Origin of the sequence: Staphylococcus debuckii, from assembly GCF_003718735.1 — a bacterium.
GTDB lineage: Bacteria > Bacillota > Bacilli > Staphylococcales > Staphylococcaceae > Staphylococcus > Staphylococcus debuckii.
Window position 1 is genome coordinate 1171041 of record NZ_CP033460.1, and the last position, 21950, is coordinate 1192990.

Annotated in this window: 21 protein-coding genes; 16 read left to right on the forward strand and 5 right to left on the reverse strand. The window is 38.3% G+C overall.

Annotated elements, in window-relative coordinates:
* Window positions 1–11 precede the first annotated feature (11 nt).
* Window positions 12–1052, forward strand: coding sequence for a CAP domain-containing protein (locus tag CNQ82_RS05450; protein ID WP_123144423.1), 1041 nt, complete (start codon window positions 12–14; stop codon window positions 1050–1052).
* 18 nt (window positions 1053–1070) lie between these two features.
* Complete coding sequence (locus CNQ82_RS05455) at window positions 1071–1511, forward strand: YlbF/YmcA family competence regulator (protein WP_123144424.1); 441 nt, start codon at window positions 1071–1073, stop codon at window positions 1509–1511.
* A gap of 231 nt (window positions 1512–1742) precedes the next feature.
* Here the strand turns inward: CNQ82_RS05455 and CNQ82_RS05460 are convergent, their stop codons facing one another.
* Window positions 1743–2669 (reverse strand): lysophosphatidylglycerol phospholipase D, encoded by a 927-nt coding sequence (locus tag CNQ82_RS05460; RefSeq protein WP_123144425.1) that lies wholly within the window; start codon window positions 2667–2669, stop codon window positions 1743–1745.
* A 135-nt stretch (window positions 2670–2804) separates the two neighbouring features.
* Between CNQ82_RS05460 and CNQ82_RS05465 the strand changes: the two genes are divergently transcribed.
* Window positions 2805–3059, forward strand: a complete 255-nt coding sequence (locus tag CNQ82_RS05465) for a DUF2129 domain-containing protein (RefSeq protein ID WP_095105927.1) — start codon at window positions 2805–2807, stop codon at window positions 3057–3059.
* Window positions 3060–3111: 52 nt separating this feature from the next.
* On the opposite strand, the gene CNQ82_RS05470 is transcribed toward CNQ82_RS05465, so the two are convergent.
* Window positions 3112–3501 (reverse strand): DUF7147 family protein, encoded by a 390-nt coding sequence (locus tag CNQ82_RS05470; protein WP_123144426.1) that lies wholly within the window; start codon window positions 3499–3501, stop codon window positions 3112–3114.
* 61 nt (window positions 3502–3562) lie between these two features.
* Between CNQ82_RS05470 and rsmD the strand changes: the two genes are divergently transcribed.
* On the forward strand, window positions 3563–4114 hold the full coding sequence (gene rsmD, locus CNQ82_RS05475; protein WP_123144427.1) for a 16S rRNA (guanine(966)-N(2))-methyltransferase RsmD: 552 nt from the start codon (window positions 3563–3565) through the stop codon (window positions 4112–4114).
* Window positions 4107–4592 carry a pantetheine-phosphate adenylyltransferase gene (coaD, locus tag CNQ82_RS05480; RefSeq protein WP_046100552.1) on the forward strand — a complete coding sequence of 162 codons (486 nt, stop codon included), beginning with the start codon at window positions 4107–4109 and terminating at the stop codon, window positions 4590–4592. The genes rsmD and coaD overlap by 8 nt, the downstream gene beginning before the upstream one ends.
* Window positions 4593–4650: 58 nt before the next feature.
* Here the strand turns inward: coaD and CNQ82_RS05485 are convergent, their stop codons facing one another.
* Window positions 4651–5601: an ornithine cyclodeaminase family protein gene (locus CNQ82_RS05485; protein WP_123145648.1), complete on the reverse strand. Its 951-nt coding sequence runs from the start codon at window positions 5599–5601 to the stop codon at window positions 4651–4653.
* Window positions 5602–5630: 29 nt separating this feature from the next.
* Window positions 5631–6773, reverse strand: a complete 1143-nt coding sequence (locus tag CNQ82_RS05490; RefSeq protein ID WP_123144428.1) for a nucleotidyltransferase — start codon at window positions 6771–6773, stop codon at window positions 5631–5633.
* Window positions 6774–6900: 127 nt separating this feature from the next.
* Between CNQ82_RS05490 and CNQ82_RS05495 the strand changes: the two genes are divergently transcribed.
* The 5 genes from CNQ82_RS05495 (at window position 6901) to pheT (ending at window position 12913) form a co-directional block, all read left to right on the forward strand.
* On the forward strand, window positions 6901–7452 hold the full coding sequence (locus tag CNQ82_RS05495) for a YceD family protein (RefSeq protein WP_095105921.1): 552 nt from the start codon (window positions 6901–6903) through the stop codon (window positions 7450–7452).
* A gap of 85 nt (window positions 7453–7537) precedes the next feature.
* Window positions 7538–7711, forward strand: a complete 174-nt coding sequence (gene rpmF / locus CNQ82_RS05505) for a 50S ribosomal protein L32 (RefSeq protein ID WP_002480558.1) — start codon at window positions 7538–7540, stop codon at window positions 7709–7711.
* A 665-nt stretch (window positions 7712–8376) separates the two neighbouring features.
* Window positions 8377–9123, forward strand: coding sequence for a TrmH family RNA methyltransferase (locus tag CNQ82_RS05510; RefSeq protein WP_123144429.1), 747 nt, complete (start codon window positions 8377–8379; stop codon window positions 9121–9123).
* A 326-nt stretch (window positions 9124–9449) separates the two neighbouring features.
* A complete protein-coding gene (gene pheS / locus CNQ82_RS05515) occupies window positions 9450–10508 on the forward strand; it encodes a phenylalanine--tRNA ligase subunit alpha (protein ID WP_123144430.1) in 1059 nt (352 codons plus the stop codon).
* Complete coding sequence (gene pheT, locus CNQ82_RS05520) at window positions 10508–12913, forward strand: phenylalanine--tRNA ligase subunit beta (protein WP_123144431.1); 2406 nt, start codon at window positions 10508–10510, stop codon at window positions 12911–12913. Before pheS ends, pheT begins: the two co-directional genes overlap by 1 nt.
* Window positions 12914–12989: 76 nt before the next feature.
* Here pheT and rnhC read toward each other — a convergent pair whose 3' ends face one another.
* The gene (rnhC, locus tag CNQ82_RS05525) at window positions 12990–13931 is read right to left on the reverse strand and encodes a ribonuclease HIII (protein ID WP_123144432.1); all 942 of its coding nucleotides are present in this window, start codon (window positions 13929–13931) and stop codon (window positions 12990–12992) included.
* 291 nt (window positions 13932–14222) lie between these two features.
* On the opposite strand from rnhC, the gene zapA reads away from it, so the two are divergent.
* From zapA to uvrC, 6 genes are all read left to right on the forward strand, one after another.
* Window positions 14223–14489, forward strand: coding sequence for a cell division protein ZapA (zapA, locus tag CNQ82_RS05530; protein WP_095105911.1), 267 nt, complete (start codon window positions 14223–14225; stop codon window positions 14487–14489).
* 9 nt (window positions 14490–14498) lie between these two features.
* Window positions 14499–15020 (forward strand): CvpA family protein, encoded by a 522-nt coding sequence (locus CNQ82_RS05535; RefSeq protein WP_123144433.1) that lies wholly within the window; start codon window positions 14499–14501, stop codon window positions 15018–15020.
* Window positions 15021–15138: 118 nt separating this feature from the next.
* Window positions 15139–16851 carry a DNA polymerase/3'-5' exonuclease PolX gene (gene polX, locus CNQ82_RS05540; RefSeq protein ID WP_123145649.1) on the forward strand — a complete coding sequence of 571 codons (1713 nt, stop codon included), beginning with the start codon at window positions 15139–15141 and terminating at the stop codon, window positions 16849–16851.
* 9 nt (window positions 16852–16860) lie between these two features.
* Complete coding sequence (locus CNQ82_RS05545) at window positions 16861–19209, forward strand: endonuclease MutS2 (protein ID WP_123144434.1); 2349 nt, start codon at window positions 16861–16863, stop codon at window positions 19207–19209.
* A gap of 130 nt (window positions 19210–19339) precedes the next feature.
* On the forward strand, window positions 19340–19654 hold the full coding sequence (gene trxA / locus CNQ82_RS05550; RefSeq protein ID WP_047132443.1) for a thioredoxin: 315 nt from the start codon (window positions 19340–19342) through the stop codon (window positions 19652–19654).
* Window positions 19655–19857: 203 nt separating this feature from the next.
* On the forward strand, window positions 19858–21645 hold the full coding sequence (gene uvrC, locus CNQ82_RS05555) for an excinuclease ABC subunit UvrC (protein ID WP_123144435.1): 1788 nt from the start codon (window positions 19858–19860) through the stop codon (window positions 21643–21645).
* Window positions 21646–21950: the final 305 nt, after the last annotated feature.

Below are 21950 nucleotides of genomic sequence, written 5' to 3' on the forward strand. Positions count from 1 at the left end.
GTGGGCGGAGAATGAGGAATTTGCTTATTAAAGTTATCGGCGTTTTACTGCTCATAACTTTTCTTATTTATTTATTTTATTCGCCTCGGCTGAAATTTGATGTTTTAGAGAACCCAAATAAGAAAGCGCCGACGAAAACTGAACAAGTACAAAAAAATAATAATCAATCTGAAAATCCTAAACCTAAAACAGGAATAGGTACTTGGATTAATAATGACATCAGTCTGCTGACTAAGAAATTCGGCCAAGCAGATCGGGTATATGCGTATCATGATAACTATAAGAATTATGTCTTTAGAGAAAATAACCAATACTATATTGTGACTACGAAAGAAAACAAAATTAAATCAGTATACGCAACAGGTAGTAAAGCTAAAATATCACCTGTTAAAATTAATCAAAATGCTTCCCATATTTTTGCAAATACAAGTATTAATCCAGAACCGCATATTAAAGCAAACGGCAAAGAATATGATTTAGAACTTTCGGACGAAGATATGAAAACACAAATGCTGATTAAATATGGTGATGAATACGCTCAAGTGTATATTGATCAACAAAATAATAAAGTAGTAGGAGTGCGTTTCTTAGATCCAGAAGCACTCGTGATGTTCAATCCATATCAAATGACTAAAGCATCTGATGATAAAACTATCGAAAATAATCATAAAGAAGAGCCGTACGAGCAAAATGCAAACCAACTGATGACTTTATACGAAGTGACCAATCAAATCAGAAACTTAAAAGGGTTAAAGCCTTTCAAAGTGAATAATGATTTAGGACATATTGCTTCAGTCAACTTATATGAAAGTACGAATAATAAAAGCGTTGAATTTACTGAAGCTGCTTTAAAACAACAACTTGATGATAGAGGGGTACATTTCAAATCAGTAGGGCAAAACGTCGGTTATGATTTCAATGACGTTCCCACACTATTGCATAGCTGGTTGAACTCCGATACCCATCGTTCTCGAATCTTGAATACCCAATATACAGAAATGGGCGGCGATGTCATGGATGGATATTACACATTAATATTTATAGAAGATTAAAGATAGAAGGTGACTTGAATGATAAATACTGAGGTTATTGATGTATTAGACCAAGTAGATAAAGTAAGTGATATGATTTTAGATTCAGACATTTATCAGGCATATACGGAAGCCCGTTCAGTCATGAATGATGATCCAACAGCACATGCGCGCTATCAAGAATTTATGAAAAATAAAGTGCGATATGATGAAGTCATGCGCTTTGGAAAATATCATCCAGATTATCAACAAGTAACAAGAGCGACTAGAAAATGCAAACGTGAATATGAAATGGTGCCATCTGTTATGGCATATAAACAACAAGAAGTTGAATTGCAGAATTTAGTAGATGAAGTGATTACTATTATTGCTACTTCGATTTCGGAACATGTGAAAGTCGAAGTCGGAAATCCATTCTTCAGAACAGACATGCATGGTTGCAGCACTGGCGGTACATGTCAATGCAAAGTACATGCTTAATCAATATTACGCTTGAGTCAGAAGCACACAGCTTTTGATTTGGGCGTCTTTTTGATTTGAAGGCTTTGGCTCATTGGGGAAAAAATAATTGTTGCAAACTGTATAGGCTGTGAGGTGCACCCATAAAATAAGAGAAGAGCTGGACTTAATAGTGTCTCAGCTCCTCACTAAACTGGCAGTAGCTATCTGAATAGAAAATGCGCTTGTTCCGTTCCCCACGGGTACAATCTCTTATTTTTGAACTTGATTTTGGCGATATTGGAATGCAAGATCAGGACGATCTGTCACTACAGTATGCACACCTTTATTGAAGAGGTCGCCCATCAAGTCGATACTATTTACGCCGTAGTAACCCGGTACAATATTACGTTCATTCAACCAGTTGATTAAACGCGCAGAAGTTAACGGGATATTGTGGTAAGTTGTAGGCATTTGGAAAGTGTTGGCCTGCACTTCGAACATATTGCCAAGTCCGGAGAAGAATTTCATTAAGCCGACTGTTACTTCTTCTTCGCTCGCGCCAATCGCGACTGTGCCTAAACTAATTTCGTTGAAGCGGCGAATTTGTTCTTGATAAAAGCTTGTGACCAAGACGCGATTTTGAGCGTTATGGCTGACAATAGATTCATAAATGAGTTCAGGTGCAATTTGACCTTCCATTGAATCAGGATGATCTTTAAGATCTACATTAATCAACATTTCTGGGTAAGCTTCCAACAATTCGTCAAATGTCATAATTTTAGCATCCGGATGATTGCGGTAAGGCGTTTCGTTGTTGATATCTTTGAAGTGATAACCCGCATCTAGACGTTGGATTTCATCTAAACTGTGTTCGCTCACTTTACCTGAACCATTTGTAGTACGGTCGACTTCTGCATCATGAAAAACAATTAATTGTTCATCACGTGTGACACGGACATCTGTTTCAAAGCCGTCGACTTCATAATCTTGAGCTGTATCAAATGCAAGTTGAGTTAATTCAGGACGTAACGCCATTCCGCCGCGATGTGCAAAAATGTATTGATTTTTACGTGTGAAGAAAGGCGGGATAGGGTGAGATTCTGGTTGACCTTTGAATTTTGAATATAAGATAAGCCCGCTGACAATACCGGCAGCTCCTGCTACACTGTTTCTGAGTAATCTACTTATTTTTACCATATTAAAAAGCCTCCTAATTGAGTTTAAGCTTAATTTCATAAGTGTAACCATTTAAACATGTTTGTGGCTGTTTGTTGGTTATTTCCAATTCAGTCAACTCGTGATACTATAGATTAAAGTAATGGAGTGATGATAATGACAGAAATCATACCAAGAACAAGTTTGATTATCTATCTTAAACATATGAAACATGAGCGTCATATCCGTAAATATGGTCACATTATTCATAGTAACCGCCAACAAAAATACGTCATCATGTATATTAATGAAAATGATGCGGACCGTATTGTAAATCGACTCATGAAATTAAAGTATGTGCGCCAAATTGATGGTTCACCTTATAAATATTTAAAGAAAACGTATGAAAAAGAAAAATACGAAATCAATTAATTGCAGTTTAATCGTATCCTGAATTATAGCCTTTCTTGCATGACTTTAAACCTTATTGCAAAGGCGGAATCCAACGATAAAGACGTAAGACACCGATTAAGTAATTGAAATACAGTTCCAAGTCATGGAAATCCTCTGTAGATTTAACATCCAACTCATTGAGCGTTAAATCATATTGTTCCGCCCAATTCCGAATCATTTCAGATTTTTTATTATCTTCTGGATGAGGGTATGGAAAAGCATTGACCATGATGTACATAGCTTGAAAATAATTACCTTCTGTCGGATTCATAATAATGGCTGCAGAACTGAGTCCTTTATGAGAATCAGGACTATTAAAGAACACAATACGATTGATTCTGCTGTGGTCATATTCGATTAAAGTTTTAAATTCGAATAAATCGGTGAGTCCTTCACCTAAAACGATAAATGATTGTTTCAATTGAGAAACCTCCTTGTTACCCAAATTATATTACAGATTTAGAGAGGAAGTGAAGTGTAAGATGAGAGTCATTGCTGGTAAGCATAAAAGTAAAGCTTTAGAGAGTTTGGAAGGCCGAAACACACGTCCTACCATGGATAAAGTCAAAGAAGGTATTTTTAACAGCCTGCACGAAGTATCCGGTATCGGGTTAGATTTGTTTGCAGGAAGCGGCGGCCTAGGTATTGAAGCACTTTCTCGCGGCATGGATGAAATGATTTTTGTAGATCAGAATTTCAAAGCAGTTAAAATCATTAAAAACAACTTAAAAAACTTAGATTTAACGAAGCAATCTGAGGTTTATAAGAATAACGCAGATCGTGCTTTGAAAGCACTTGCAAAGCGTGAAATACAATTTGACATTATCTTTTTAGATCCTCCTTATCAAAAGGGGCTAATAGATGAAGCGCTAGCTAAAATCGAGGAGTTTAACTTATTGAAGAAAAGTGGTATCATCGTTTGTGAGTTTAACCATAAAGAAAATATTGATACGCAATCATTTGAGGTTATTAAGCGTTATCATTATGGGTTAACAGATACTATGCTATTAGAAAAAGGAGAACGTGATGACTGAATCTAAAGCAGTAATACCAGGGAGTTTTGATCCGATTACATACGGACATGTGGATATTATCGAAAGAGTGGCACAACGTTTTGATGAAATTCATATTTGCGTTTTGAAAAATAGTAACAAGGAAGGGACATTTACTGTTGAAGAACGCATGGCTTTAATTGAAGCTTCTGTTGCAGACATTCCAAATGTTGAAGTCCATCAATTTAATGGATTACTAGTGGATTTCTGTGACGAAGTCGGAGCTAAAACCATCATTAGAGGTTTGCGTGCAGTGAGCGACTTTGAATATGAATTACGTTTAACTTCTATGAATAAGAAGTTGAATAGCGACGTTGAGACACTTTATATGATGACAAGCACGAATTATTCATTTATCAGTTCAAGTGTAGTGAAAGAAGTTGCGCAATATAAAGCAGATATCTCAGAGTTTGTTCCAGAACCTGTGGAAAAGGCTTTAAAAGAAAAATTTGGAAAATAAGAGAAACCTCGTTTCAAAGTGATTTTATTTTGAATTACTTCGAAACGAGGTTTTTATTTTAGCTTTGATTTAATTTTTGATAAGCTCCAATGGCTACTGCTAAGTCAAAATAAGCAGCGCCGACACACTTAAATACAGTAATCGCATCCTCATTATTGCGCGTTTGCTTATTAAGAGAAAGTGTTTTTAATTCGTCATCAATTTCTTCAAAGGTAAAGACACTTTTATCGTTTGCTTCAATAAGTTCACCGGATTCGTCTTTTACACCCTCTAAATCATCGACGACTACCCAGTCTGCTTTAGGAAAAATATTGTAATCTATTTCTTTCATAGAAGGCTGATATGAACCGATACCATTGATATGTGTGCCAGGTTGCACATCTTCCGCTTTAAAAACAGGCTCGGTAGAAGGCGTTTGACAGTTGATAATATTTGATTGTTTAACCAGTTCACTGACATCCTCAGTTACTTTGACTTCCAAGTTTGGATAGTCTTTTAAAATGCGCTGTTTAAATGTATTTGCTTTTTCAGTAGTACGGTTATACAGAATAACGGCATCGATAGGGCGAACTTCCATATTACCCAGAAACTGTTCATAAGCCATGCCGCCTGTACCGATCATACCCAATGTATGTGCATCTGCTTTACTCATATATTGAGTGGCAATGCCGCTTAACGCCCCAGTACGCAATCTTGTCAGATAACTGCCGTCTATAATTGCTTTATGTTCGCCATTGTTGAGCGCAGTAATCACAATTTGCGCTTGAGTCGTCGGTTTGCCGGATTTCGGATTGTCCGGTGTAATGGACGTGATTTTAATCGTGCCAAGTTGCTGCTTCAAATCCACACAAGGCATATACAGCATAGCCTTTGCGCCTTCACCAGTAGGTATCACCGTGCGTTGCGCTTGCTGAATATCTTCTAAATGTCCGAATGCCTGTTCAATATCTCGAATGGCATCTGACATTTTATAATGCTCTTCTACTTGCGTTTCTGAAAATACTTGCATCATGAGTTGTGCCTCCTTATAACTATTCATTACTCATTCTTTACCCTAATTACCGGTGTATTGATATCTTTTTGAGTTTGACCTGAGATTAAATTATATATTTCAGTTGCTTTAATTTCAGGTTGAAAATAAAGTGCATTTGTTTTATTTACATTTGTAATATAACGGCGTTCTGGAAATTGTTGTTTCAATTGCTTTAAATAACGCTGGCCTGTTTCGTTCATTCCTAAAATACGGACCGCTTCAAGTGTTCTCGGCTTATGTTGTTGCTTAAAATTTAATAAGATATTCATTAGCATGCGTTGGATTCGGGTATAAGTATAACGCTTAGTCTTAAGTTGCGACATCAGCTGTTCAAAGGTGTCGGCGTTGTTAATATGAGCTTTTATCCGGTGTTCAAATCCTTCGCTGATTGTATGAATTTTTTGCAATTCTGCCGGGTCAGCGCTGATTATCTTATATTTTAAAAAAGGAAAAAGTTGGTTCATGCTCAAGTGTGGCTCTGCATAGAGAGAACGTATATTTTCTGGTACCACTTTTTCCCACATCCTGTCATTAGTATTAAGTGCATGTCTGATGGCCGTTCCGCTCGCGAAATGCTGGTCATTAATGGCTTGGTTATGATGTTCAGTTTTATGTCTTGGTATGGAAAAAGGCTGAATAGTCGGCGCCGATTTTAAGATGGCTTGTACATAAGAAAGCCCTAAAATATTGTTAGGAGTCTGCAATAGCGCAGGTGCTCCTAATAATTCGTTAATTATTCTGGGATAGCTTTTGCCTTCTCGCAACTTTAGTTGAAATTCCGGATGTTCTTCGATATGGTTGATTTGCAAGGCGAGTTCTTCGAATGCTTGTATACTGCCTGATTCACTTCCGAATACAAGCGCATCAGCATTCATATAATCAGCAACTTCGACGCCTGTTTGTGCAAAGTATTCTCCAGCTGATAACGCTGCATAAGCCGGCAACTCTACGACTAAGTCACAAGTAGAAAGCGCCATTTGCGTGCGGAGAAATTTGTTGTAAATTGCAGGTTCGCCGCGCATGACAAATTGGCCGCTCATAATTGCAATTGTTACATCAGCATCAGCGATTCGGCGGGCTTGTTCTGCATGATAAACATGCCCGTTATGGAAGGGATTGTATTCAGTAATTAATGCAGCGCATTTCATTTGCAATCTGTCCTTTCAGAATTCATTATAATTATTGTATCAAAAAGTCAAGATGTTAAGAAAAAATCTTGACAACTTTACGCTAGAAAGTTAAAATAAATTTTGTGCTTGTTAGAGGTGAAGCCATATGAAATGGTCAATAACGCAATTAAGAAAATATCAAGGTAAGCCTTTTGAATTTGATCAAACAGTAAATTTTAATCATTTAATTGATAAATTAGGACTCATTGATTTGTCCGAAATACGAGTTAAGGGTCAGCTTGATGTCAAATCAAATGAAGTTGTTGCAGACATGCATATCACTGGTGAATATACGATGGAAGATGCGCGTACACTAGAACCGGTCAAAGTACCGATTGACGTTGAAACAACTGAAATTTTTGATTTAGAAGGTCATGAATACAGTGACGATGAAGATGATGAAAATGAACATTATCATCTCGCGTTAAGCGGAATGATTGATTTACGTGATATTGCAGAAGAGCTTGTCATCATAGAAAAGCCTATCCGAGCAGTGGCTGATGACAGCAGTATAGATGATATGCTGCAAGGTGGCCAAGGTTGGGATGTTATTGACGAAGACGAATTAGAACAAAATGAACAAGCAGAGGAAGAAAGTTCTAAGAAAGTCGATCCAAGGCTTCAAAAATTACAACAATTTTATGATGAAAAGCAATAGAAATTGATGTACAATAGAGAGTATTGTAATCATCATTTCCAAAGTAACAAAGATTTTGTGTTTGAATTTTAAGGAGGATTAAATCATGGCAGTACCAAAAAGAAGAACATCTAAAACTAGAAAAAATAAACGTCGTACGCACTTCAAATTATCAGTGCCAGGTATGACTGAATGCCCTAACTGCGGTGAATACAAATTATCTCACCGTGTATGTAAAAACTGTGGTTCTTACAATGGCGAAGAAGTCGTTTCAAAATAATGAATGTATAAAATCAGCTGCTTAAATGCGCAGCTGATTTTTTTGTGCTTTTTTTGTGGGGATATGCCGGTGGATGTGTTGGTTGGACGTGATTTAGGATAGGGAGCGGCGGGATAAGTCTGGTTTGTTTCGTTTTTTAGACACTTCTCAAAAATTAGTGTCTAGATTCATGTGTTTTCTAGACAGTTCTCGGAAAGTAGTGTCTAGATTGAGTGCTTTTCTAGACACTTCACAAAAAGTAGTGTCTAGATTATGTGCTTTCTAGACATTTCATGTCCAATGGATAGAGATATTGGCCAAGATTGAGGTCAACGTGTCCAATAAATGGATATATTGGCCAAGATTCGAGGCAACGTGTCCAATAAACAGATATATCAGTCAAGATAGCGACAAACATGTCCGATATAACGCGCATCTCATAACGCACGCCACCCGCGGCCCGCCACACCCACCAATCGAACCACCTCTCCCCATCCCTCCAGCTTTCCAAATCTTTCTTTTCCCAATAGTGTCATCCATCCCCGCGCCATCCGCACGCCGCAAGCACCACCCACCAATCGAGCCACTTCTCCCAAATCTTCCTGCACCCCCACAATTCTTTCTTTTCCCAAGTTCGTGAAGCATGATAAAATAGGGTGAAAGTGATGAATGAGGAGAGCGGTGCTATGGAGCAGATTACGTCGGCGCAAAATGCGAAGATTAAGCAAGCGAATAAATTGAAGAAGAAGAAGGAACGCGATAAAACGGGTTTGATTCTAGTGGAAGGGACACATTTGATTGATGAAGCTATTAAGAGTGGCTTAACGATTCAACAGTTGTTTGTGGTAGAAACAGAACGGTTTGCGCCTGAGTTGGTGGAAGCGGCTGAAGAGCAGTATCAAATTAATTTCAAGGTTGCGGAAGTGTTGTCTGGAACGGTGACACCTCAAGGTATATTTGCGGTGATTGAAAAGCCGGATGTTTCGAAGCAAGCGGAGGCTTCACAACAAGTGCTATTACTAGATCGTATTCAAGATCCGGGAAATTTGGGCACATTGATCAGAACAGCCGATGCGGCGGCATTGGATTTAATCGTGATGTCACCTGGGTCAGCGGATCCTTTCCAAGATAAAGTGTTGCGTGCAAGTCAAGGCAGTGTGTTCCATTTGCCTATTATTTCAAATGATATCAAAGAATTTGTAGAACACTTTGACGGTCCGGTTTACGGCACTGCGTTAGAAGATGCTATCAACTTTAATGATACTGCTGCACAAGAAAAGTTCGCTTTATTATTAGGTAATGAAGGCCAAGGTGTCGATCCGGAATTGCTGGAATATACGACTGAGCGCTTAACGATTCCGATGTACGGCGATGCCGAAAGTTTGAATGTTGCGATAGCTGGCAGTATTTTAATTTATAAATTAAAAGGTTGACCGGTAATTTTGGATTACTTATAATAAGATATGATTACAAACGCATATGTGCTGATAAAAAGACGTAAACTATAAAAATTGAGTTGAACAGGGAGAATAATCGAGACTGCAAATTATTCCAACTGAATATAGTTTTTTTCACCTTTTTGGCAACTTAAAGAGATTTAAGTCGGTTAAATACCGTTATAAATTATATAAACAAGTGTATGCGTATGCATAAATTTGGGTGGTACCACGGAAGACTTCGTCCCATACAAGAGGGGTGAAGTCTTTTTTTATTGGAATAAAAGACCGTTTAAGACCGCAATATCAATAGGAGGGTTAACATGATCCAAACTGAAGAAATGAATCAGTTGAAAGCTGATGCACTTGCTGACGTGACTCAGGCATCTGATGAGAAAGCGCTGCAAGACGTTAAAGTAAAGTATTTAGGGAAAAAAGGTTCTGTTTCAGGACTGATGAAACAAATGAAAGATTTATCAAATGAAGAAAAGCCGAAATTCGGACAAGCTGTCAATGAGGTTAGACAAGCGATTGAAGGCGCGATTGCTGACCGCAAAAAGGTATTAGAACAAGAGCGTTTGAACAAGCAGCTTGAAGAAGAAACAATCGATGTGACATTACCAAGCCGTCAAATCAAATTAGGCGCAGCACATCCGTTGACGCGTACAATTCAAGAAATTGAAGACTTGTTCTTAGGACTAGGCTTTGAAATCGTGAACGGTTATGAAGTAGAACAAGACTACTACAACTTCGAAGCGTTGAATTTACCGAAATCCCACCCAGCGCGTGATATGCAAGACACTTTCTACATCACAGAAGAAACATTAATGCGTACGCATACTTCACCAGTACAAGCGAGAACTTTAGAACAACGTAACGGACAAGGACCTGTTAAAATTATTTGTCCTGGTAAAGTATATCGCCGCGACTCAGATGATGCGACGCACAGTCACCAATTTACACAAATTGAAGGTTTAGTAGTGGCTGAGAACATTACAATGAGCGACTTGAAAGGAACATTAGAATTATTAGCGAAAAAACTATTCGGCGAAGACCGCGAAATCCGCTTGCGTCCAAGCTACTTCCCATTCACAGAGCCGTCAGTTGAAGTTGATGTGTCCTGTTTCAAATGCGGCGGCAAAGGTTGCAACGTCTGCAAACAAACAGGTTGGATTGAAATCTTAGGTGCCGGCATGGTACATCCGAACGTCTTAGAAATGGCAGGATTCGATTCATCTCAATACACAGGATTCGCCTTTGGTATGGGACCTGATCGTATTGCGATGTTGAAATACGGTATTGAAGATATTCGTTACTTCTACACTAATGACGTCCGTTTCCTAGACCAATTTAAAGCTGTTGAAGATAGAGGTGAAGCATAATGTTTGTATCAAAAGAATGGTTAGAATCCTTAGTTGCTGTCAATGAACCGATTAACGATTTAGCAGAACGCATTACACGTACAGGAATCGAAGTCGACGATATCATTGATTACACAGCAGAAATTAAGAAACTCGTAGTCGGTTATGTGGAAAGTAAAGAACCGCATCCAAATGCAGATAAATTAAATATTTGCAAAGTCAATATCGGTGAAGCAGAGCCCGTACAAATCGTTTGCGGCGCGCCGAACGTAGATGCTGGACAATACGTTATTGTTGCTACAGTCGGCGGTCGTCTGCCAGGCGGAATTAAAATCAAACGCGCGAAATTACGCGGCGAACGTTCAGAAGGCATGATCTGTTCATTACAAGAAATCGGTCTCTCAAGCAACGTCGTGCCTAAAGCCTATGAAGACGGAATTTACAACTTCCCGACAGCAGTAGAGCCAGGAACTAACGCATTAGAAGCCCTCTACTTAAACGACCAAGTGATGGAATTCGACTTGACACCGAACCGTGCTGACGCCTTGAGCATGGTAGGGACAGCATACGAAACCTCAGCACTCTATGGCGCACCACTGACATTACCAGAGACACAGCCAGATACGACAGACCTTACTACGGAAAAAGAAATCTCTGTGAAAGTGGAAAACCCTGAAAAGGTACCTTATTACAGTGCACGCGTCGTGAAAAATGTGCAGATTGCACCATCACCAATGTGGATGCAAGCACGTTTAATGAAAGCGGGCATTCGTCCGATTAATAATGTAGTCGATATTTCAAACTATGTATTATTAGAATACGGTCAACCACTGCATATGTTCGACCAAGACCACATCGGTTCACAAGAAATTGTAGTTCGCCAAGCTAAAGCAGGTGAACAAATGACAACACTTGACGATACGGAACGTGAATTAAAAGATTCTGATATCGTCATTACTAACGGTCAAGCACCTATCGCGCTTGGCGGTGTCATGGGCGGTGATTTCTCAGAAGTAACTGAACAAACGCAAAATGTAGTCGTAGAAGGTGCTATTTTCGACCCAGTCAGCATTCGTCATACTTCACGTCGTTTGAACTTGCGCAGTGAATCATCCAGCCGCTTCGAAAAAGGTATTGCCACTGAATTCGTAGACCAAGCCGTAGACCGTGCTTGCTATTTATTAGAACATTATGCCAATGGTGAAGTTTCAGAAGGACGCGCAGCAGCAGGAGATTTAGGCGAATTTATCACACCTGTGGAAATTACAGTAGATAAAATTAATGGCACAATTGGTTCTGAAATGACCGTTGAAGATATCGTGCAATCATTTGAACAATTAGGGTTCAAAACAGAAAATCAAGACGGTAATTTAACTGTGCATGTTCCTTCACGTCGTAAAGATATTAAAATTAAAGAAGACTTGATTGAAGAAGTAGCACGTATTTATGGTTATGATGAAATTCCATCGACATTACCTGTATTTGAAGATGTAACGAGCGGCCAATTAACGGATCGCCAAGCTAAGACACGAATTGTTAAACGTACTATCGAAGGTGCAGGCTTAAGCGAAGCGATTACGTATTCCTTGATTTCTAAAGCGCGTGCTAAAGAATTTTCAGTGAGCGACCGTCCGAACATTGAATTATTGATGCCGATGAGTGAAGCACATGCCGTTTTACGTCAAAGCCTACTGCCACACTTAATTGATGCTGCAGCTTATAATGTGGCACGTAAAAATGATAATGTCTTCTTATACGAAATCGGCCGTGTCTTCTTTGCGAATGGCGAAGGCGAATTACCCGATGAAGTAGAATACTTGAGTGGTATTATGACAGGTGAATACAGCGGTAACACTTGGCAAGGTAAGAAAGAAAACGCAGACTTCTATCTTGCAAAAGGTGTGATTGATGCAGTAGCTGAAAAATTAGCGCTAAACTTTGAATACGAAGCTGCCGAGATGGACGGTTTACATCCTGGCCGTACAGCAAATGTCTTGTTAGATGGCGAGATTATCGGGTTCATCGGTGAATTGCATCCGCAATTGGCTGCAGACAATGACTTGAAACAACGTACGTATGTATTTGAATTGAATTACGATAAAATCATGAATGTTTCAGTAGGTTACGTTAACTACGAAGCGATTCCAAAATATCCAGGTGTGACACGTGATATCGCATTAGAAGTAGATACAGACGTGTCTGCTGCAGAATTAATCCAAACTATTAAAGAACACGGACACAATATCTTGCAAGATGCCCAAGTATTTGACGTCTATGAAGGTGAACATATGGAAGCAGGCAAGAAATCAGTAGCCATCCGTATTGCTTATCTAGATAGAGAAAATACTTTAACAGATGAACAAGTAACAACTGTACATGATGAAATTGTAGCAGCCTTGACTGCACAAGGTGCTGTAATCAGATAAAACGATAAATAATAAAAAACGCTTCCTTCACTAGAGTGCGCAAACATTCTAGAGAGGGAAGCGGTTTTTTTGCTATTTAATGCTTTTTCTCATATAAAGCCAATGCTTTATCGCGATTTTTAAAATGTGCTTTCGAAATCGCGTCTAATTTAGCGATGCCGTATTGTTCAATCAGCTTTGCGGCAAATAAATCCACTTTATTGCTGGCACCTTTCGGAACAGTAGTGTGCAAATCACGTCCGATGTGATCCATGTGTTTCACAAAGGCGTAACGCGAAATAATACTTGCTGCTGCTATAGCAATAGATTTAGATTCGCCCTTAGTTTCAAAGTGCGTTTTGTCAGGGTGAGGAAGCGGGGAAAGCGCATAATTTTGGTAGACGCCTCGTACTGCAAATTGGTCGATAACGATATAATCTAACGGTTCGTTATTCTGGTCAATTTTATTGACGACATTTTGAATCGCTTGATTATGCAGGACGGCTTTCATTTTCACTTGCGACCAGCCCTTACGTTGCTGTTCGTTATATTTAACGTTGTTCATCGTCAACAGAGAATGTGGAATAAAGGTAATGATTTGTTCAGCAATTTCCACAATCTTTGCATCAGTTAACTTTTTAGAATCATCTACACCTAATGTTTCTAAAATTTCAGCATTTTTCTTAGACACGTAAGCGGCACAAACGGTTAATGGTCCGAAGTAATCGCCGCTTCCGGCCTCATCGCTGCCAATACAATTCGCTTGATTAAAAGGATAACTCTGCTTAGTCGCAGTAGTTTTTTTAGCGGATGCTTTGCCGGAAACACTTGCATCCTTGTTGCCTAGCAATTGTTGGGCTGCGGTTTCGGCTTGGTTGCCTTGAAACATCACCTTGCCGGAATTATAAATATTGATAGTTGTGCCTTGATACTTCGTGCGTGCACGCATCCCAGGCGGTAAACTATCTGTTGAGAACTTTGTTTTCTCCATTAAGTGCTTTATTTCTGTTTCGGTTAATTTAAATACGGCATTTGCCATGATGAGACTCCTTGCTTATAAAAAATAATTTAAATCCATTTTACTACATTGCAATATGAATACCAATTTCCTTAGATTACAATTCGTTTAAGTTATGTTGTAAAAAGACAATCACTACTTACATATTAAATATGACTCGTGTATAATGGGTCGTGATGACGAGCAGAAACATTTCTTCGATAAGAAGTCAAATTTAAAGAGAAAATCAATCTGCTGAAAAATAATAGCAACCAGTTAGATGGATGGATTGCTGAACAGAATTTATAATTTACGCTAGATAGGAGTTATCATATGGGCGAATTTAAAAATAGAATCAACGTAACGATTAATAATAAAAATTATACGATAGTGGGCGAAGATAATCCTGAGCATATTCGTTATGTCGCGCATTTAGTCGATGAAAAAATTCAAGATCTCGGGCGTAAAAGTGCCGGATTGGATACTACACGCAAAGCAGTGTTGACTGCTGTGAATATTATGCATGAAAAAGTATTATTGGAAGAAGAAAATCGTCGTTTGACACATGAATTGAATCGCTTAAAAAATCAAGAACATTAGGTTCTGCCGATGATTTTAAATTTTATTATCTTTTTTGTCTTTTTAATTATTGCTGCGATGGGCTTTCGCAGAGGAATATGGTTGAGTGCCTTGCATTTCCTTGCAACGTTAGCTTCTTTGTTTATCGCAGCACGTTTCTATCACCCGATTGCAGAACGACTCGAATTATTCTTGCCGTTTCCTAAAACACAAGCAGCACTAACCCATTATTACATTGAATACTCTGATATACATTTGCGATTTGAAGCGATAGCAGCATTTATTTTCATCTTTATTATCAGCAAGTTTATTTTATATCTTATTTTGACGGTATTTGATAAAATGACGTATATCAATAACCTGACGCTATTCAGCCGAATTGCCGGAGTGATTCTGAGCTTTGTGAGTTCGACTGCCGTGTTGCTGCCGGTATTATATATGTGCAGTCTCTATCCGAGCGTCTGGATACAAAGTCAGTTTGCACATTCAATCATTGCGCAGCTGATTTTGTTCCACACCCCATATTTATCAACACTGATAATGGCATTATAATTTCATTTTTTAAAGGAAGAAACTAAGAGGAGGCGCCGCTTTTCGTACATCAATTTTTGATAGCCGAACTGCTTTTTGTCTCTCTTTTTAATTGGAGTGAAAAAATATGAGTCAGAAGATAACTAAGAAAGATGTTGTCGGTTTATTAGAGAAAATCGCAACTTACATGGAACTTAATGGTGAAAATACCTTTAAAGTTTCTGCCTATCGTAAAGCAGCGCAAAGTTTAGAAGCAGATGAGCGTACCTTAGATGAAATTGATGATGTTACAGATTTAAAGGGCATCGGTAAAGGTGTCGGGGAAGTTATCAATGAATATTTAGCGACTGGCCAGTCTGAAACTTTAGAAGCCTTGGAAAAAGAAGTGCCTGCAGGATTAGTGCCCTTATTAAAAATTCAAGGTCTAGGCAGTAAAAAAATTGCCAAGTTATATAAAGAACTCGGGATCACGAATAAAGAAGCATTACAAGAAGCTTGTGAAAAGAAACAAGTCAGTGCGTTAAGTGGTTTCGGTAAAAAGACAGAAGAGAATATTTTGGCAGGCGTCAAAGCGCTAAGTGAACGTAAAACACATTTTCCAATTCATCTTCTTATCAAATTAAATAATGAAATTGAAGCTTATTTGACGACGGTAGAAGGCATTGATAAATTCCATGTTGCCGGCAGTTTCCGCCGTGTTAAAGAAATGAGTAAAGATTTAGATTATATTATCAGCTCAACAGAACCTGAAAAGGTCCAAAAAGCATTGCTTGATATTCCTCATAAAGTGAAAGATGTCGCAGTCGGATTGACTAAAGTATCTGTCGAAGTAGAATTTGACGATGAAATTATTGAAATCGACTTCCGGATTATTGAGCCGGCAGCTTATTATCATACACTGCAACATTTTACAGGTTCTAAAGATCATAATATTCGTATCCGTCAACTGGCCAAAGAACGTGATGAAAAGGTCAGTGAATATGGCATTGAACAAGCGGACGGCACTTTATTGCAATTTGACAGTGAAGCTGCTATTTATGAACACTTCGGCAGACCGTGGATTGCACCGCCTATGCGTGTAGACGGTTCAGAATTTGATCGTGATTTATCTGACATCATTACGTTAGATGATATTAAAGGTGATGTGCATATGCATACCACAATGAGTGACGGTGCCTTCAGTTTGAGAGAAATGGTTGAAGCCAATATTGCTAAAGGCTACGAATATATGGTAGTAACAGATCATTCACGCAGTTTGAGAGTAGCACACGGGCTAGATATCGACCGTTTATTACGTCAAAATGCTGAAATTAAAAAGCTGAATGCAGAATATGATGAAATAGATATTTATTCTGGAACTGAAATGGATATTTTAGCAGACGGTACACTGGATTATCCAGACGAGATATTAGCGCAGTTGGATTATGTTATTGCTTCTATCCACCAAAGCTTCGGCCAAACAGAAGAAGAAATTATGCACCGTTTAGAGTCTGCATGCCGCAATCCTTATGTACGTCATATTGCACATCCGACAGGCCGCGTGATCGGACGCCGACCAGGTTATAAAGTTAATCTGCCACGCTTATTTGACTTGGCACGTGAAACGGATACCATTTTAGAAATCAATGCTAGTCCACAACGTTTGGATTTAAGTGCAGAAGTGTTAAGACCCGTGCATGATATTATGGTAACGATTAATACAGATGCCCACCATATTGATAATTTAGAATTGATGAAATACGGTGTAGCTACTGCTCAAAAAGCCTTTATCAATAAAGATAGAGTCTTAAATACGATGAGTCGCGCAGACTTTAAATCGTTTATTGAAAATAATAAAAAACTACAGAAATAGGGGAATGAAATGAGACAGAAAACCTTAGATGTGCTTGATTTTGAGAAAATCAAAGCAAGCGTTGAAAAAGAAGCAGTCAGTGATTTAGGAAAAGCTAAAGCAGCCCAAATGACGCCTGCATCTGATTATGATACTGTCGTTTATCAAATGAATGAGACAGATGAACTTTCCCAAATCTATAATAAGCATCGTTTACCGAGTTTAAGCGGATTGACAGAAGTCAAACCGCTGATTCATCGTGCGAAAATCGGCAGTATCTTAAATGTGAGAGAACTGAATCAAATTAAACGTTTAATTCAAGTTCAGAATCAATACAAAACTTTTTACAGTCAATTATTAGAAGAAGAGGAAGCCATCAATTATCCTATTTTAGACGAAAGAATGGCGCAATTGCCGATACTCTCAGATTTATATCAAGAGATTCATCAGAAATGCGATAACTTTGATTTATTTGATGATGCCAGTTATGAATTGCAAAGTATCAGAAGTCGCATTCACAGTACTTCAAATCGTATTAAACAGAATTTAGACAGAGTCGTTAAGAGTCAATCGAATCAGAAGAAATTATCTGATGCGATTATCACGGTCAGAAACGACCGTCATGTTATCCCTGTCAAAGCAGAATACCGTCAAGACTTTAATGGTATCGTGCATGACCAATCTTCTTCAGGACAAACTTTATATATCGAACCATCAGCCGTAGTGGAAATGAATAACAAAATCAGCCGTTTGCGTAATGATGAAAAGGTAGAAGTAGAACGTATTCTGAGTGCACTTTCTGCTGAAGTAGCTGCTGAAGCGGATGCATGTCTAATTGCCGAATCAGTGATGGGTCAAATTGACTTCTTAACAGCGAAAGCACGTTACGGCCAATCTATTAAAGGAACGAAACCTGAATTTACACAAGAACGCAATGTCTATCTGCCGAAAGCGTTTCATCCATTATTAGACCGCGAAACAGTAGTAGCGAATACAATTGAATTTGCAGAAGATATTCAAACAGTAATTATCACTGGGCCTAATACAGGTGGTAAAACCGTAACCTTGAAAACACTGGGCTTAATTATTGTGATGGCACAATCAGGACTATTGATTCCAGCTTTAGATGGCAGTAAATTAAACGTCTTCGATAACGTATATTGTGATATCGGAGATGAACAATCTATCGAACAATCACTTTCTACTTTCTCTTCTCATATGAAGAATATTGTAGAGATATTGAAACACGCAGACCATAACAGCCTGATTCTATTTGATGAATTAGGTGCAGGAACAGACCCGAGTGAAGGGGCTGCACTTGCAATGAGTATTCTGGATCATGTGCAACAATTAGGTGCCTTAGTGATGGCCACTACCCACTATCCGGAATTAAAAGCCTATAGCTATAACCGTGAAGGCGTCATGAATGCCAGCGTGGAATTCGACGTCAACACGTTAAGCCCGACTTATAAATTACTGATGGGTGTGCCTGGACGTTCCAATGCCTTTGAAATTTCCAGCAAACTAGGTCTGAGTGGCAATATTATCCGCGAAGCGAAATCCTTAATCGGTCAAGATGAACAAGAAATCAACAATATGATTGCTTCTTTAGAAAAGAATGCTAAGAAAGTAGAAACACAACGTATTGAGCTCGACCAATTATTAAGAGAAGCTAAACAAGTACATGGCGATTTAAATAAAAAATACGAGCAATATCAAAATTACGAGAAACAACTTATGGATGATGCTAAAGTCAAAGCGAATCAACGTGTGAAAGCTGCGACGAAAGAAGCGGATGACATTATTCAAGACTTGCGTCAGATGCGCGATGAAAAAGATGCTGAAGTCAAAGAACATGAACTGATTGAGAAACGTAAACACCTAGATGAGCAATATGAAGGCACAGATATCAAACAAAATGTTAAGAAACAAAAATGGGATGAAATCAAAGCCGGAGACGAAGTCAAAGTTTTGACTTACGGACAAAAAGGCGAAGTGCTTGAGATATTGGATGATGATGAAGCGGTTGTCCAAATGGGTATCATTAAAATGAAATTACCAATTGCAGATTTAGAGAAGAAAAAGAAAACACAAGAGAAACCAGCTAAGACGATTTCACGTACCAACCGTTCCAGCGTGAAAATGGAGCTAGATTTGAGAGGCTATCGTTATGAAGAAGCAATCACAGCACTCGACCAATATCTCGACCAAGCAATGCTCAGCAACTACGAAAACGTTTATATCATTCACGGAAAGGGAACAGGTGCATTGCAAAAGGCAGTACAGCAACATTTGAAAAAGCATAAAAACGTAGCTTCATTCCGTACAGGTATGCCGAGCGAAGGCGGATTCGGTGTAACGGTTGCCGAATTGAAGTAACTTTATAAACAATAAAAAAATAGCGAAAACACGCATTATTACACAATTTTCATGAGCAAAGCCAGTGCATTTTTAAAATGTATCTGATATACTTTGTTCATCATTAAATTCCGAAGGAGGAACGATATTTATGGCATTAGTAAAAGTAACTGACTCAAACTTTGATGAAAAAGTTCAAGACGGTGTTAAATTAGTAGATTTCTGGGCAACTTGGTGCGGACCATGTAAAATGATTGCTCCAGTATTAGAAGAATTAGCACAAGATTTTGAAGGTAAAGCTGACGTCTTAAAATTAGACGTAGACGAAAATCCTAACACTGCTGCTAAATTCGAAGTAATGAGTATTCCAACTCTTATCGTTTTCAAAGATGGACAACCTGTAGATAAAGTAGTCGGTTTCCAACCAAAAGAAAACTTAGCAGAAGTTTTAAACAAACACCTATAAGTTGCATAGAATAATGTCTTGTTTCGGCGTTTAAAGTTGAAACTTTGAAAATATCGTCGATATGAAATAGGTTAGTTAAAAAGGCTGGATTCACTTTTTAGGGTGATCCAGTTTTTTTGCGTCCGCTAACGCATCAATCAATGTTATAATGACTGACAAATCAAGACATATAAACTTTAATTTTAAAGAAAGGAGGAAGAAACGTGGAGGCATATCAAGAGAAGATTAAAGAAAAACTTTCAGTAGTGCCTTTTGAACCAGGCTGTTATTTGATGAAAGACCGCAACGATCAAGTGATTTATGTCGGAAAAGCCAAGCGTTTACGTAATCGGCTGCGCTCTTACTTTACAGGCGCTCACGACGCTAAGACGACGCGTTTAGTCGGTGAAATCCGTAACTTTGAATTCATTGTCACCGATAGTGAAACAGAATCTTTATTACTAGAACTCAATCTCATCAAGCAATATCAGCCACGTTATAATATTCTGCTGAAAGATGATAAAAGCTATCCTTTTATTAAAATAACGAAGGAAAAATACCCGCGGTTATTAGTGACTCGTACGGTCAAAAAAGGCACAGGGAAATATTTCGGTCCTTATCCTAATGCCTATTCTGCTGTAGAAACGAAAAAATTATTGGATCGTATTTATCCTTTTCGTAAGTGTGATAAGATGCCAGATAAACTTTGTTTATATTATCACATCGGCCAATGCCTAGGTCCATGTGTGTATGATGTGGATCAAGCAGAGTACGATAAAATGACACAAGAAGTCAGCGATTTCCTAAATGGTGAAGATAAAACGATTATCAAAAACTTAGAAGCGAAAATGCAAGCAGCCAGTGAAAATTTAGATTTCGAGCAAGCTAAGGAATATCGTGATTTAATTCAACATATCCATAACTTGACGAAAAAACAAAATATCATGTCAGCAGATAATACTGCGCGTGATGTTTTCGGTTACTATATTTCCAAAGGCTGGATGTGCATTCAAGTCTTCTTTGTACGGAACGGGAACATGATTCAGCGTGACACTACCATGATTCCATTACAGCAAACACCAGAAGAAGAGTTTTATACGTTTATCGGTCAATTCTATCGTTTGAATCAACATTTATTGCCGAAAGAAGTACACGTACCGAAGAATCTAGATCGTAAAATGATTGAGTCGGTTGTAGATACTAAAATTTTGCAGCCAGTCCGCGGACAAAAGAAAGACTTGGTCAATATGGCTAACCATAACGCAGAAGTGTCACTACAAAATAAATTCGAGTTGATCGCAAAAGATGAATCTAGAACCATTAAAGCGATTGAAGAGTTAGGCGAACAAATGGGAATTCAGACGCCGATTCGTATCGAAGCTTTCGATAACTCTAATATCCAAGGTGTCGATGCTGTATCTGCAATGGTTACTTTTGTAGATGGCAAACCCGATAAAAAAGGATACCGCAAATACAAAATTAAAACAGTTGAAGGTCCAGATGATTATAAATCAATGCGTGAAGTGATTCGCAGACGTTATACACGTGTGTTGAATGATGGTTTGCCATTGCCGGATTTGATTATTGTCGATGGCGGTAAAGGACAAATGTCCGTAGCCATTGATGTACTGGAGAATGAGCTAGGGCTAGATATCCCAGTGGCAGGTTTGCGCAAGAATGATAAACACCGTACCTCAGAATTAATTTATGGACCTGCAGCCGAAGTGGTTCCTTTGAAAAAGAACAGCCAAGCTTTCTATTTACTGCAACGTATTCAAGATGAAGTCCACCGCTTTGCCATTACTTTCCATCGTCAAACGAGACAAAAACATAGTTTCTCCTCTGTGTTAGATGAGGTAGAAGGAATCGGTCCAAAACGTAAAACGACTTTATTACGTACTTTCGGTTCTATTAAAAAAATGAGAGAAGCTACATTGAAAGATTTGCAAGAAGCGGGTTTGCCGCAAAAAGTAGCGGAAAGTTTGCAAGCTGAATTGAATAAAGAAGATTAAGAGTGTGTTGCTGCATAAATAGTTATCAATTTGTGCAGTTTTCGCACTCTTTTTGTTAATAAAAGTGTAATATTATTTGAATTAAATACAAAATAGAAAAAAGTGCAATGAGAATTATTCTCATGCCCAAAAGACGGTCAAAAAATGTTACAATATCGTTAACAAGGTTTTATATTTTTTTAGGACTGTTTGTAAACGCTTTCTAAATGAAAATGTTTCTCAATTAGCTCTATATCAAAGTTTTTAACAGAAATTCATCAAGAAGCAAGCGTTCAGAAAAGACAGCTTAGATAGGGGTCAAATAC